Source organism: Candidatus Melainabacteria bacterium, from assembly GCA_003963305.1.
In the GTDB taxonomy this organism is placed as follows: domain Bacteria; phylum Cyanobacteriota; class Vampirovibrionia; order Obscuribacterales; family Obscuribacteraceae; genus PALSA-1081.
Genome location: RXJR01000041.1, coordinates 1 through 14470 on the forward strand (window position 1 = coordinate 1; position 14470 = coordinate 14470).

Genomic DNA, 14470 nt, shown 5'->3' on the forward strand with positions numbered 1-14470 from the left:
AATGACTTAAATGTTCAATGCTTTGAGCCGAGGGGCAATGCGGAAACGACAGGTCGGCGCTGACCAGAAACCGTAGCAGAGAGCCCGGTGCGCGTGACGGACTGACTGAAGCGTGCATAAATACTGAGTCCCTCGAAAGGACAGTCAGGCAGTAGTAAAGACACCACCGCGAAGCGATTCGGGTGGTGTTTTTATTTGGAATATCATTTGGTATTGCATCTTTGATCCAGAATGTTCACCATCTTCGCGCACTTGCGATTCAAAATTCGCTGTTTACGCCGACTAAGTTGCAGGACGCTATTGGGCGTTTGGGTTTCGTCCAGGCTGATCCGATACGCTCTCCAGCTACAGCTCAAGATCTAATTCTCAGGCAACGCGTCAAAAATTATCGCGTTGGTGACCTTGATAGAAAATACGCATCACTAAATCTTGAGGAGGACTATCTGTATGCCTACGGTTTTCTTCCCAACGAAAATTGGCAGCTGTTGCATCCGCGTAAGTCCGATGCTTTGTCGGCTGTCGAACAGAAAGTACTATCCGTGGTGCGGAAGTATGGTGCCATGCATCCTCGTGAACTTGAGGAGCACTGCGGCAAAGAGCGTGTGATTAATGCCTGGGGTGGCTACTCCAAAGCTACTACTCATGCGCTAGAACACCTTCATCGGCGTGGTTTGTTGCGAGTGGTCAGACGCGAGAAGGGTATACGTATTTACGAGGCTAATTTAAACAAGACTGTTGCGCTGTCGGAAGAGGAGCGTAGTGTACGTCTGGTGAAATTGGTGGCCAATATTTTTGCGCCTTCACCGCTTAGAACTTTGCAGAGTCTGCGCTTTTCTAGACCGGAGTCCTGCAACGTGCGGGAGGTTCTTGCTAAGCTGGTTTCAAGTGGTGATTTGAAAACGGTTGATGTCGATAACGTCAGGTACGTTATTCCGTCTCACCTGGTGCCCACTGCAGGTGCGCATTATGAGCCACCGCGGGTGGTGAGGTTCCTGGCTCCATTTGATCCGCTCGTCTGGGATCGAAATCGTTTCGAGTTGTTTTGGAACTGGAGTTACAGGTTCGAGGCTTATACTCCCGTTGCAAAAAGGGTCCGTGGATATTACTCTTTGCCTCTCTTGTGGAGAGACGACATTATTGGTTGGGCTAATGTCGGAAACTTAGATGGTCGGCTCGACGTTGAGACGGGTTTCGTTAGCCGACGACCTCGTGATTCAAATTTCAAATCTGAATTGGCAAAGGAAATTGAACGAATGAGGCACTTCCTGCGGATACAGGAGTAGCCAGCTTTTGCTAATGGTTCGCCTGAAGGACCAGAAAGACAGAGCTTTGGCTTTGGCTCTAACCGCCTCTCAGGTCTGTCTGGTTTGCTTTCTGCAGTTGGTCGATTTTAGCTTGAGTATCGGGCTGATTTAGCAAATCCTCAATGAACTTGGCGACAACTGCCAGATTGACAGTGCCATTACCTACTCCTGCCGTGTTCACGCCTATGACCTCGCCTCTGTTGTTGACGAGTGGTCCCCCGCTGTTCCCATGATCGATTTTGGCAGAGTGCTGTAGATACAACTTCGGCAAATCAGGGTCGCGTGGATTTTTACCTCTTAATTTGTCGGACGAGATAAGACCTTCGGACATAGAGCCAGCCACGCCCTTTGGACTACCCAGCGCGTAAACCGGTTCGCCTACAGTCAATGAGCCAAAGTCGGTGCGCATCGGCAGTGTTTTTGCCTTTGTGCCTGGAACGTAAACAAGAGCAAGATCGTGTTCCTTATCGGAAGCGATTGGCTTGCGTGTCAACTCATACTTGGCCGGATCGTCGGTGATTTGCGCTGTACCACCCATGTAGCCAGCTACTCCAAGGTCTCCATTAGAGACGACGTGGTAGTTCGTGACCACGATATCCGGGCGTACGAAAAATCCGCTTCCTGTTGCGACAGTGAGATACTTTTCCAGCACGCCGCGAATTTCTGCACGTTTAACGCCGTTTGAGTCAATCAAGGAAATGACTGGTGTGGTGCCTGAAAGTTTAATGATCGCCGGTATCTTGCCTCGGGAGGTAACAACGATTCCTCCTGCTGCAGATACTGCTTTGCCTTGTTGATACAGGTGCGGCTGGTCGTCATCATCAAGAACGGCGAGAATTGGACTTTCAGGATCGCTTATCGAAACCAGATCGTATTTTGGAATTGAAACTTGATACGCCTTTGTCTGAATTTGCAGGGTGACGATGGAAGGTCCGCATGTTTTGAAAATTTCGTGCGGACTTAAAACTTGCTTTGGCAACTCCGGCATCGCTATGCGGAAACCCGTATTGGTTCCGGTTTTGTTGTCTGATGATGATTGTTTGAGCGGGTTTGCCATGAGAACAAAAACTAGCGTTCCTACCGCAAATATCGAACCTACCAGCGCCGCAATCTTGACGTTATTTGAAATGGGTTTCTTTTCGGTGTAAACGATTGGCACCGGCTGCGGTGCAGTGCTATTCCCTGACGAAAGTGCATTGCCCCGGTCGCCATCGTTTTGACCTAGATTGCCGCGGTCACCTCCGGGCACCCGGTCTGGGGCGGCAGGCATGAGTGGATTGCCGAACATGTCGTAGCTCGCAGCTACTTGCGAAGGCATCGTGTTGCGCACCTGATCCTCTTCAGGAGGTTGACCTCGATCTGGTAAACGTTCTCCATCTGAAGGTACTTCTCCGCGGTCTTGCGACATATTAATATCCTTTTGCGAGGGATCTGGGTGCTTTTACTTGTCTTCTACATTCTTCAATGCTGTTTTATAGTCTTCCACATTACTGTCTAGTCGCTCTGAACTCGCGAAATCACTTTTGGCGTCGCTAAAGTTTTTTCTCGCCTCATATATTTTTCCACGGCCGTAGAACGCATCAGCGTTGGTTGAATCAAGAGCGATAGCCTTTGTGAATGACTCCTTTGCTTCATCCATCTTGTCCTTGTTATTCTTTGTAAGTCCTTCTTTTGCGTAGCTCAAGCCCATCAGTGTGTGTGCCTTGGAACGGATTTTGGCATCTACCTTATCGTCGTCTGAAACCAGCAGAAACTTCTTTCTGGCATCAAAAGATTTGCCCAATTTCTCTGCGTCGATGCCGTCTGTGAGAATCGACTCGGGCGTCTCATGCTTCATCGACGTAAAAACTCCGAATCCGACGAGCGCTATTATGGCAACTGTTGCCAGTGATCCCACTGCAATTTGAGCCGGTCCCAGCTTACGTCCGTATCTTGATATACCGTCGCTTTTAGGTTGCTCAGGTTTATTCTCTGGCTCATTTCCAGTGTCTGCAAAAAGACCGCCGCGATCGCTCTCTTTCTTTGTTGTTTCAAATAATCGGCCCCGATCGCCCAGGGTTTGATCGTCAATCGGTTTGAACAGTCCGCCCCGGTCGCCCACGCCTGCAGAGGCCGGTTTCTTTGCTTGGAAAGCTTCGGGTGGATAGAGGACCGGTTTGTCCGGGTGAAAATCTGGAATTTGCTCGACATCGTACTGCAGAAGGTTTTCCACAGTGGTGGCATATGTTCTGAGTGTTTTATCCTCGTGACTTTTTAGGATGTCGAAGGTCTTAGATCGGTTTGGATGCTCAAAATCGCTCTTGCTGAAAATCAAATGTTTATCTGCAATGTTGACCAGCTTCCATAGCTCTTTATCTTCACCGAGTCCAACCAGAGTTGTGTACATAACCCAGTTTGAAAAATTGTCCAGATAACGACCGAAATGATTGTCGGTGCGACCAGGGTGTTGATAGTGTTCAAGACCGCGCTCATTGCTTTTTCTGCCTGCCAGTCGAGGTACGAACATGCCGTCATAATCGATCAGCTTGATTTCATCATCCAGGACCATGACGTTACCGTGGCTTAAGTCACCGTGCGCGATTCCGACCTTGCGCAATGAATGTGACATTTCAAACCACTTATCGGCAAGACGGCGCAATTTGGCTTGATTTTCCAGATTTCGCTCGAGGTACTTGTCTAGCTGTTCTCCTTCACACCAGTCCATCTTGAGGATTGGAAACCATTCGCCTTGTACTTTTATTCCTTTCGGCAGAAACTCGAAATTGACTGTATAAGGCAATCCCAAACCAAGCAGGTCCCGACTGATTGCTGCATATCTTTCTTGTTGGTCTGGAATCTCTCTCAGGAAGCAGCGGACCGCCACTTTGCGCCGCGGACCCTGCAACATGTAGACGCTTGCAAAGTTGCCGCTGCGTACTGCCGGAGAGCCGTAAGGATCGTACTCAGGCTCTCCTTCTTTGAGCTCGCTGTCTTCGAAATTCAAATGCGGATTTTGGATCGACTCATCGTAATCCGCTGCTACCGGCCAATTCGACACGCTTCAGTCCCGATCCTCAATACGCTCACCCAATTCAAACATGATTTTATACCCTTCTAAAATGTCCTGCACTAAAAGCTAATCAGCAAAGGCTCGCCAGGATATAATGTGCACTGCTTCCAGCTTTCTCCGGTGTTCTCTTATCAGGAGTTTATCTAGTGCCATACGACGCCCAAATAAGCCGCACCAATCCCGCTGCCATTATCTGTTTAGTCGACCAGTCCGAGTCGATGGAAGATGGTATCAAAGGCGATTCAAGCAAACGCAAATGCGATGGCGTCGCGGAAGTGTTGAATCGATTTTTACACAGCCTTGTAATTCGCTGTACGATTGGTATGGGTGAGGTTTTCCCATACTATTACATCAGCTGTATCGGCTACGGTGCTCAGGTCGGTCCCGCTTTTGTTGGAAAGTTTCAGGGTGCCGAATCGGTCTGTATTTCAGACCTGGCGCAGGCGGCCCGGATCGATGTAAAGACGATCCAGCGGCCGGAAGGTGTTGAAAAAATACGCACGAAGGTCTGGTTTGACCCGGTTGCGAATGGTCGGACGCCGATGTGCGCTGCATTTAAGAGCGCCCAGAGGATTGTGGAAAAGTTTGTCGCACAATATCCAAATTGTTATCCACCCATGGTTTTGAATATCACAGATGGTGATTCGACAGACGGAAATCCTAGTGAAGATGCCGAGAATCTGAAACGGATCCAGACCACGAATGGTAATACGTTGGTCTTCAACGTCCATGTATCGTCGACAAATGCCCCAAGCATCATATTTCCCAATGGTGAAGGGCAGTTGGCTGATCCCTATGCTCGGATGCTGTTCCGCATGTCCAGCCCTTTGCCGACGAAGATGCAACAAACGAGCAAGGAACTTCGTTTTGAAATCGCTGATGGAGCAAGAGGATTTGCTTTCAATGCTGACCTGACCTGTTTGACCAGTCTGCTTGAAATTGGTACGCGAGGACAAAATACGGTTTCTACCGTCTAGGTAATCAGGGTAGCGCAACCAGGGTAGGCAGCCAGGTAGGCAACCAGAGTAGGCAGCCAGGGTAGGCAACCAGAGTAGGCAGCCAGGGTAGGCAACCAGGCTAGGCAGCCAGGGTAGGCAACCAGGCTAGGCAGCCAGGGTAGGCAACCAGGCTAGGCAACCAGGGTAGGCAATCAGGATTCAGCTTTTGAGGCGAAGTTTTGCTTCGACTCTATCGACTGTCGGCAGAATCCAGCTGGTATCGAGGGTAGTGGCAGGTTTGAGTACATCCGGCTTTTCCATAATCTGAGGTTTTGGCTCAGGTGGAGAGTGAACGACAACTACAGCGGACTTCTCGGGCTTGTCTACATGTTTGACGACCGCTCGCGCGCGCAGAGGCTTTTTCTGAGTGTATGCGGGCATGTGCACGTTCTGCTGCTGCTGCTCTGAACTGGCGTCCGAGCCCGTATGATAAGCCGATCTGGGTGTGTATGAGTGCTGATATGTCGGAGGAGTGTAAGCCGGTTGCTCAGGTGGGGGAGTCTGTTCAGCATGCCTGGTCGGTACTCTCATAGTCGATGGGTCGATGTTGTAGTAGTTCGAGCCAGGGCTGCCGCTCGCAGCTGGTTGGTACGTTGGAGCATCCGGAGGCGCCTGGTGATATCCGCCGCCTGAATAGCCGCTCCCCGATGAACCGGCCGCTTCATTACGGATTTGTACACCCCTTCGAACGATATTGGCGCCCTGCTGCACCCATTGCTGCCAACCTCTGGCGTCTGCATCGATCGGGCGGGACAATCCCCCAATCAGTATGCTGACTGACACTAATACTCGTGCTCGACTAATCTTCACCAGGCGTGGACCTTCTGAACTGACCTCTTAACATTATAGATCCTGGTCAGATCTGGCGCATTTCCATGAAAAATTTAACTAATTCAACGGGGCTGAAAGTCGAATGAAAGAGAGACCCGTTGGTGTTCTCAGCCGCCCTGTTGCGCCCTGAATATGAGGATTACAATCGTGAGCAGAATCAAGGCAGCCAGGATTATGCCAAGTATGAGGATAAGCTTGTTCGTGTTTGCTTCAGATGGATCCGGCGAACTCGAACTCGAAGTTTGCCAATTTGGTTGTGACTGATCTTGCGAAATTGATTGGCCCGTCGAATCCGAGGTCGTTTCCTGGTTTCTGGTGATGGGACTTTGTGATTGAGCAAAATTCGTAAGATTTGTCTGTTTTGTCGGATTCGTATGGTGTGTCGGACTTGTAAGATTCGTCTGGTATGTTGGGCTTGTAGGATTCGGCTGGTATGTCGGGCTCGTAGGATTCGTTTGGTTTGCTGGGTTCGTTTGGTTTGCTGGGTTCGTTAGTTGACTTGGGTTGGACGTTGAATTTGTTAGCCGATCCGGTGGCGATTGGGGATGGACTGGCGTGCTTGTGTTAAGCCGTGGAGGAGCTACAAGCGGGATGTCTTCGACTTTATTTGTGGACTCGTTTGGTTTACTTGGCTTACTTTGATTGACGATGACTTGATCTGGCAGCGCCGGTTTGAGGGAATCATAGCCAAATAGGTCACTGCCGGGCATGATCATTGCATTTGGATTCATTCGACCGCGGGAATTACTCTCTTGCGCTGGAGTCAGCAGGTTATCGTTGTGCTCGCTGCCGCCGGTCAGCAAGACGACCGGATCCGCGTGTCCCAGCTCTGCGCTAGGCTGAATGGCGTCTGGTCGAATATTTAGTGTGGGTTCCGACGGCATCGGCAGCTTGGGCTGCGGTGTCGCATTTGGTGCCGGACCTGGCGTGGATGTTGCTGGAATTGTTGGAGCTGTTGCTGCCGTTGGCGTTGCTGGAGCTGGTGTTGTTGGAGTTGTTGGTGAAATTGGAGCTGGATTCGTTGGAACTGTTGGTAAGTTCGGAGCTGAATTTGGTGGATTTGTTGGCGAAGTTGGTGTTGGTGTTGGTGATTGTGCAATCGGTACGGTATGTTCGTATCGTTGAGCTAGTTCGTTCTCCTGAAGCGCTTTTTGGGCGCTCGCAGGAATGACCCACGTAGTGTTGTTGTTACTTTCAAGAAGGGACTTTGCCAGTTCTGCCCCGAAGTCAGACATCGAGCCAAAGCGCTCATCCGGATCCTTCGCTAGAGCCTTGAAGACTACGCGTTCAAGAACCGGAGATAGGGAAAGGTCGGGACGTATCTCACCGAATGGTTTCGGCATTTCGCGCACATGCATCAACACAGTTTCCATGGCGTTGCGGCCGAGTAGAGGTGGACGGCCAGTCAGACAGTTGTAGATAACGCAGGCCAACGCATAGATGTCTGTTCGTGCATCGATTGCAGAACCGCTGCATTGTTCAGGACTCATATACGCAGGGCTACCGAAAACCTCTCCGCTGGCAGTAAGTTTTGCTGCACCGCTTGCTTCTCTTTCCAGCAATTTCGCAATACCAAAATCAACAACTTGAGCAATTTCTTGCCCGTCGTCTCCGATGGATACAATCAGATTGCTTGGCTTGATGTCTCGGTGAACAACACCTTTGTTGTGTGTGTGTGCTAGCGCGTTGCATATTTGCGTGAATAAATTTACGCAACGCGCAGGTTCCAGAATCTCATGTTCAGCGATCAGGTCGGCAACAGTCTTTCCTTCGAGAAAATCCATAATCAAGTACGGAATTCCTTGAGGAGTCAGACCGAAGTCGTGCACTGTGATGATATTGGGATGTTTCAAAAGACTTACAGCTTTCGATTCCAGCTGAAACCTTTGCAGCATTACGTTGTCATGTACAAGTTCGGATCTGAGAAATTTAATGGCGACATACCTGTCCATCATTAAATGCTTAGCTTTGTAAACGGCACTCATGCCGCCGCGGCCCAGTACCTTAGTAATCTGATACTTTTCCAGGAATGTGGTGCCAACCAGCGGATCAGACCCTGCGGCAAGCAAAGAACCGTCATTTGGGCAGTGTGTAATTTCGTCTTGTGTCTCGAGCCCACAAGCCAGGCAAACCCTTGTCGTCTCTTGCGCAGAACTACTCATTACATGCTCCTGCCTGTTAATTTGCCCAGTTTGATAGGCATTTACGCTTTATTCTGGCAGAGTCAGCGGGTAGAAAGGAATAGTGCGAAAATGATGGTCATGTTGGTGTACATACAGAGGAGCCGGTTGTGCGGATCGCGTGTCAAACTTTCTGTTTGCCAAAGGCAGGTAGGAGTTTTGTCGACTGCGAAGACGCATACTTTCCGGGTGAACTGGATGGCACGCAGTTGTATGAAGTGGCCCAAGAAGGCGTTGATTTATTCAGAACCTCTGTAAGCGATGGCGCCACCGATTCCATATTTTCTAAGTTATGGGCTCAATTGCTAGCTTTTGGTTACGGTGCGGGCAAGTGGGAATCGGATATTACTGCTGAAACAGTAATCGAAGAACAAAATGCCTGGTCTGACTTTGTGGCTAAGCAGCAGCTGCCCTGGTACGCAGAAGAGAAAGCTGAACTTGGCGCCTTTGCTGCTTTCGTTGGATTGACATTGTACGAACGGTCGAAACGTTGGTCTGCTATGGCCATTGGCGATTGCTGTGTGTTTCAGATTCGTAACGGCGAATGTATCAGCTCTTTCCCAATTGCTAGCTCGTCTGCATTTTCTAATTTTCCACTTCTGCTTTGCAGTGTGCCTGAGCGGAATGGCAATGTTTTTGATAGCAAGAAAGTTGCTGTCGACGGCAGTTGGCAATCCGGGGACTTGTTTTTGCTGATGTCAGATACGGTGGCATGTTGGTTTTTGAGTCAAATGGAAGCAGGCTTGACTCGTTCAGCGGTAGAATCACTTGATTCTATCCACTCATTGGACGCATTCGTATCTCTTGTTAACCATGCCCGTGCTACCAGAGGCAGTGACGGAAATTTTTTGATGCGCGACGATGATGTTACGGTTACGTTGGTCAGGGTCGTTGATAATATCGCGACACCTTTGCCCCGTAAATTCAGTGTAGATGCGCTTTCTGCGGCAGTCAGACCGACTGTAGAAATGGCGAAGCCGGCTGCTGGGGTGACGAAAGGAACTGGCGAGATGCCGAAAACGACCGTCGAGATGTCCAAAACGACTCCAGGCACAGGCGATCAAGGCAACAAAACCTCGGTTGTGTCGAATCCAAAATCTGAGTATCGCAGAGAGTCGCCTGGCAGTGAAAATCTTGTGCAAGAGGTCTCTACATCCGGAGGAAGTTATGCAACACGTAGCCGCGCTCGAAAAGAAGTAAATAAGCCTAATTTCGTAGTTATGATCGGCGCAGCACTCATCGTCGCTGCTTGTGCGATTTCTGCCGCCGTAATGTTCTCCACTAAAAAGTCTGACAAGCAAGTTCACCCCAATCATAAAGTTGAGTCAGCAGTCTCAACCCCATCGCCGGTTTTGCCGCCGAATAACGACGATACGTCTATCTCCAAAACGTCCGGGGCTCATCGTCACGTGAAGCGCAACTCGAAATCGACTGCCGGAAAGGTAAGCGACTCTGACGGACATCGTCGAGCACCTGTTGATGAGCTACCGGGAGAACATCGGGGATCTGTAGGTAGAGATAGTTCTGGTCAAAATGGATCTGCCGCTATAGAGAATGGCAGTGCTAGACCAGCGATCGGTAGCGATAGGGGAGCGAATGGCAGGGTTGGACAAGCAAACGGTAGGGTTGGACAAGCGAACGGCGCTACCCCAGCTGGAGCAACTGTCAGTAACAAACCGAACAACGCACCACAACGAAATATACAACAGTCATCAGGTCGGCAAATGCCACGTACCGCCCCCGATCGAAGCTTGCCGCCTGTCGCGCCTGAACGAGGGACGCAGGTACCATCATCACCAGACCAGGGTCAGATGCCCGTGACTGCACCGGATCGCAACTCAGCGATTCCAATTCCACTACCAGATCATGTTCATCAGGAGCGTGGTGGCATGGATCGCATGCCTTCAATCGGTAGTTTCCATCACGGACGTTCTGGAAGTCGTCCTTCCGGCGCAGTTGCGCAGCCTCGGGAGAAGACCGGTTCGGATGCTGGCAAATCGGACATGCCGGAAAATCTGAAGAACTAGTGTCCATATGTATTTGGCATCCATGTACAATCGCTTGTTTTTGCTAGCCTGTCTCGTCACCGAATGTGGTGCGCAAGCAGTAGTCGCTAACTTGTCGTTACGTAAAGAACCACAGGTTTCATCTTCGGTTGGTTAAAGTAAAAAAGGGGAGCAGCGCCCCCCTCTTTATTAATCCTGAGCTAGTGTGCTCTAAAATCCAAGGTAGTTGCGCACTGTGTTCAGTAATCCTGGATTGGAAGTATGCAAATAGTCGAGAAACAGCGGATCGTTATACGTATTCCAGTTATAAGAGCCGTTCCAATTATTGTGGTGATATGCCAGCCACTGAGCGCGCATCTGAGCGTCTAGTTCTTTTTGGCGCTCGCGGGAAATGCGGTTCCAATTGTTTCTGTAGAGCGTTCTCTGTCCGTTCCAGTCGTTATTCCACATCGCTTTTTGGTGTCGATAATGGCGATCGTAGTGGCGGTCGTAATCACGGTTGTAATTACCTTTGTAGTTATCGTTTACACGAACGTTGATGTCGCGATGATCCCAGTCGTTTCTATGGTTGTCGTAGTGATGACTATGTTCAGCAAGTGCCGGTGCCGAGCTCAGGACGGACAGAAGCACCAGGCTACCCATCAAGCTGTTCTTGATCGAATTCATATAACCCTCCAGAATCGCATTTTACCTCTGAGCTATGACGAGTCAGTTGTGCCATTGTTCCAGAAAAGTCTATGGGCGCCTCTGTCCGCTTGACAATATGACTGGCGGTTGTACATTGTGCGAATTGAAGGATTTGCCCATGAATTTCTTCCGATATCGGAAAAAATTCGATAACCCGAAACCGATTTCTGGAAGTGCAATTCGCCGACTTTTCCAAAATTGGGGACATTTCTCAAATCATCAATGATGAGTAGGCTAATTCTCCAACCAAAATTGTCCTCCAGAAAACTTTCACTTCACAGATGTCAGGTGTGCAACACATTTGCATCTACTATCGGATATCTAAAAGAGTTAACCTGGATAACCGATCTGATCGTGAGTTTGCTGTGGAATATCAGACTGAGGTAACACACGCACGGCATCCAATTGGAGTTCCTTTGGCTTCCCATTCTCTCGAAAAAATCAAAAGTTCGAACCACGAGGACGCTGCTGAGTCGTCCTTTTTCATTGGCGAAAAGCCTATCTCCTCTGAATTCGAAGGTCGCTACGAAATAGTCGAGGAAGTCGGCAAAGGTGGAATGGGCGTTGTCTATAAAGCTCGCCAGCCCGCGTTGCAAAAATTGTATGCAATAAAAATGTTGCACTCCGTGCACAATAACGAAACTATTTTGCGCTTCGAACGAGAAGCAAAAGCGATCAGTAAATTGGATCATGTCAATCTGATTACATCGCATGATTTTGGTGTCTCTTCGGACGGACGTCCATACATGGTTATGGACTTCATTGAAGGAACATCTCTTGCTCGCACGATTGAGTTGCAGCGTAAGTTGCCGCTTCGCCAGGCTTTGGAAATTTGCATTCAAGTTGCCCGTGGCATGGCCTATGCGCATGCCCAGGGGGTTTTGCATCGTGATTTGAAACCAGGAAATATCATGTTGATCGATCAGCCTGATGGTTCTAAATTGGTGAAAATTATTGATTTTGGCATTGCAAAAGTAGTCGAGGCGAACGATCGTCATGATTTGACGCGAACAGGCGATGTCTTTGGCAGTCCCTACTACATGAGCCCTGAGCAAGCCGTTGGTCGTGGAATAGACGAGCGCTCTGATATCTATTCTCTTGGCTGTGTTATGTACGAGATGCTGACTGGAGTTGTACCGTTTCGAGGTGCGTCCGCTTTTGAGACATTGTATGCGCATCTAAACGAATCAGTGCCTGCTTTGAGAGTGAATGCACCAGGCGAAAATTTCCCAGCCGCAGTTGAAAAAGTTGTTTCTAAAGCGTTGGCAAAAGATCAGAAAGATCGTTGGCAGACTATGCCGGAACTCGAGCATGAGTTAACCGGTATTTTAAAGATATTGGATTCACCGCTAAAAACTCTTTTGCACCATCTGGACTTCGAATCATCGCCTGTCAGTAAATTCAAACTGACCCACGTAATTGCTGTCGCTGCCGCTTTGACTACAGTCATTGTCGCCGGCATTTCCTTCTGGCCAGCGCCTGCTCCTCCCGTTAAGGAAAAACAAGAGCTCAGTGGTAAGGAGTACTTGAAAGATCAAAAACTCGATGATCCCAATGAGCTGGCGAGGTCTATCATCCTGAACGGTACATCAGAAGTATCACTTGAATCTCTTGATTGTTCTGATGAAGCTCTCAAATGGTGCAAAGAGCGCAACGATGTGATCAGGTTAGATGTGAATGGCACGAGTATCACAGGGGTTGGACTTAAATACGTAACACACTTGCCTCTGCAGATATTGCAAATGAGCCAGACTGGAGTATCGGATCTTCAGAATCTTGCATTCATTAAAACCCTGGAAAATATTGAGCTGAATAGAACTCTTATCAAAACCAGGCATTTACGTTCTCTGATTGGACTTCCCAAGTTGAAGGTTCTTAAGATCGAGGAGAATAATCTTAATGACGACTGCATCGATCAGATCGTCCAAATGCCGAACCTTGAATATCTATCTCTTTGTCATAACTCTGGTATCACTGACGATGGCGTCAATAAATTGATGAGTTTGAAGAAATTGAAGGGTCTGCGACTGGGATCGTTGCGCATTGGTGATGACGGATTGCGCAATATAGAAAGGCTAAAAAACCTGCGCAGTCTCGATCTGAATGGTACCGATGTCACCGACAAAACGTTGGCAAAACTTAGCCGTATGCCGCTGCACGAACTATATTTGAGCGGTACTAATGTTACTGACGAAGGCGTCCGCCAGTTGGTAAATTGCGGTACGCTGGACCATTTGACGTTGAATTCCTGCCCGAAAGTAAGCAAGGGTGTTGTAAGCCAGCTTCGTTCGAGTTTGGCTCACTGCAAGGTTGACCACTTCAAGACATCACGATTCCACTGATCTCACCTGAAGCTGTTCCGACAGAACATAAGAAGGTTTGCGCGATGCACGGATACCAACGGATACCCGCGTCAGCCGCGATACACGGATACCTGCGTCACCCGCGATACACGGAAACCCGCGTCACCCGATGTACACGGATACTAGTAGCGTCCGCGACACCTGCATGGATCTGGCGTTGATAGTTTCTTGGTTATAACGATTGCGCTCGTGCCCTCATAGAGCTGATTGGAGTTTTCAAAACACCGTAAACGGATTCTCGGCTGCCAAGAGTCACAGCGGCTGTGGCTTCTGGCCGTTTTGTCGAGGACCAGCTCAAACTAGTGTTCTGGTAGGAGAGTGCCGGCTGAGTTGCGGTGCTGTAAGTAAGGCTGGTGGATGTGCGCGCAGCCGTTGGCGGCAGTGCCTGAGCTACGGCTATTTTTGGTTGCGGATGACTTACTGCAGGCAACGGAACGAAGTTTGGTTTGATGTACTGTGGACCTCGGGTGATTATCGGCGGTGCTGCGGTAGCGCCCTTTGAAGTGGTTCTGGTTGTGTTGCATACGCGCTTTGTCATGGGCTCCCAGTAATAATTTCCGAGGTTGGGAGTGACGCTTGTAAGTTCATGTTGCCATCCCGCCACTCTATAGGTCGTGACGGTCGAGTGAACTGTAGTAGTGGGACGTGATGTGTGAGTTATCAGATCGCCAGGATTTGCGAGACACTTTTGCTGTGCGGCGCTGCAAATCACCGGTAAAACCAGTAAAAGGTAAACTCTGTTGCTGAGTAATCTCATCTCTGATTGTCTCCTTCACAGGATCTACAAAATCGAAAATCTAAGACGCTTCGAAGAGCCAGCTTGGATTGTCTAGTAAAGCCACCGGCGAACTTCAGCTTCGCGGTGACGATAAAATTATGCGATTCAAAAGTGACCAAATTGTTTCTTCCTGGACTTCTTTAAAAAGAAAGTTCCCAGGGGTGCATTAGCCTCTGCCTGTTAATAATTCGCTATGGAATCTATTCTGCTGCGTACATTATTCCGCTGTGTACCTTATTCCGCTGCGTACATTATTCTGCTGCGTACATTATTC

The 14470-nt window shown here is 49.2% G+C and carries 10 protein-coding genes; 4 read left to right on the top strand and 6 right to left on the bottom strand.

The window, feature by feature from the left end; all coding sequences use genetic code 11:
* The first annotated feature begins 221 nt into the window (after positions 1-221).
* Positions 222-1283 carry a winged helix-turn-helix domain-containing protein gene (locus tag EKK48_31095; GenBank protein ID RTL34598.1) on the top strand — a complete coding sequence of 354 codons (1062 nt, stop codon included), beginning with the start codon at positions 222-224 and terminating at the stop codon, positions 1281-1283.
* A 58-nt stretch (positions 1284-1341) separates the two neighbouring features.
* Here the strand turns inward: EKK48_31095 and EKK48_31100 are convergent, their stop codons facing one another.
* Both EKK48_31100 and EKK48_31105 read right to left on the bottom strand, forming a co-directional pair.
* On the bottom strand, positions 1342-2712 hold the full coding sequence (locus tag EKK48_31100; GenBank protein ID RTL34599.1) for a serine protease: 1371 nt from the start codon (positions 2710-2712) through the stop codon (positions 1342-1344).
* A gap of 33 nt (positions 2713-2745) precedes the next feature.
* Positions 2746-4341 (bottom strand): hypothetical protein, encoded by a 1596-nt coding sequence (locus tag EKK48_31105; protein ID RTL34600.1) that lies wholly within the window; start codon positions 4339-4341, stop codon positions 2746-2748.
* Positions 4342-4499: 158 nt separating this feature from the next.
* On the opposite strand from EKK48_31105, the gene EKK48_31110 reads away from it, so the two are divergent.
* The gene (locus tag EKK48_31110) at positions 4500-5330 is read left to right on the top strand and encodes a VWA domain-containing protein (GenBank protein ID RTL34601.1); all 831 of its coding nucleotides are present in this window, start codon (positions 4500-4502) and stop codon (positions 5328-5330) included.
* Between the two features lie 180 nt (positions 5331-5510).
* Here EKK48_31110 and EKK48_31115 read toward each other — a convergent pair whose 3' ends face one another.
* Both EKK48_31115 and EKK48_31120 read right to left on the bottom strand, forming a co-directional pair.
* On the bottom strand, positions 5511-6134 hold the full coding sequence (locus EKK48_31115) for a hypothetical protein (GenBank protein RTL34602.1): 624 nt from the start codon (positions 6132-6134) through the stop codon (positions 5511-5513).
* Positions 6135-6289: 155 nt separating this feature from the next.
* Complete coding sequence (locus EKK48_31120; protein RTL34603.1) at positions 6290-8344, bottom strand: hypothetical protein; 2055 nt, start codon at positions 8342-8344, stop codon at positions 6290-6292.
* A 128-nt stretch (positions 8345-8472) separates the two neighbouring features.
* Between EKK48_31120 and EKK48_31125 the strand changes: the two genes are divergently transcribed.
* Complete coding sequence (locus EKK48_31125; GenBank protein RTL34604.1) at positions 8473-10389, top strand: hypothetical protein; 1917 nt, start codon at positions 8473-8475, stop codon at positions 10387-10389.
* A gap of 189 nt (positions 10390-10578) precedes the next feature.
* On the opposite strand, the gene EKK48_31130 is transcribed toward EKK48_31125, so the two are convergent.
* On the bottom strand, positions 10579-11034 hold the full coding sequence (locus EKK48_31130; protein ID RTL34605.1) for a hypothetical protein: 456 nt from the start codon (positions 11032-11034) through the stop codon (positions 10579-10581).
* 302 nt (positions 11035-11336) lie between these two features.
* Between EKK48_31130 and EKK48_31135 the strand changes: the two genes are divergently transcribed.
* Complete coding sequence (locus EKK48_31135; protein RTL34606.1) at positions 11337-13397, top strand: hypothetical protein; 2061 nt, start codon at positions 11337-11339, stop codon at positions 13395-13397.
* A gap of 193 nt (positions 13398-13590) precedes the next feature.
* Here the strand turns inward: EKK48_31135 and EKK48_31140 are convergent, their stop codons facing one another.
* Complete coding sequence (locus EKK48_31140; protein ID RTL34607.1) at positions 13591-14175, bottom strand: hypothetical protein; 585 nt, start codon at positions 14173-14175, stop codon at positions 13591-13593.
* Between the last annotated feature and the right edge of the window lie 295 nt (positions 14176-14470).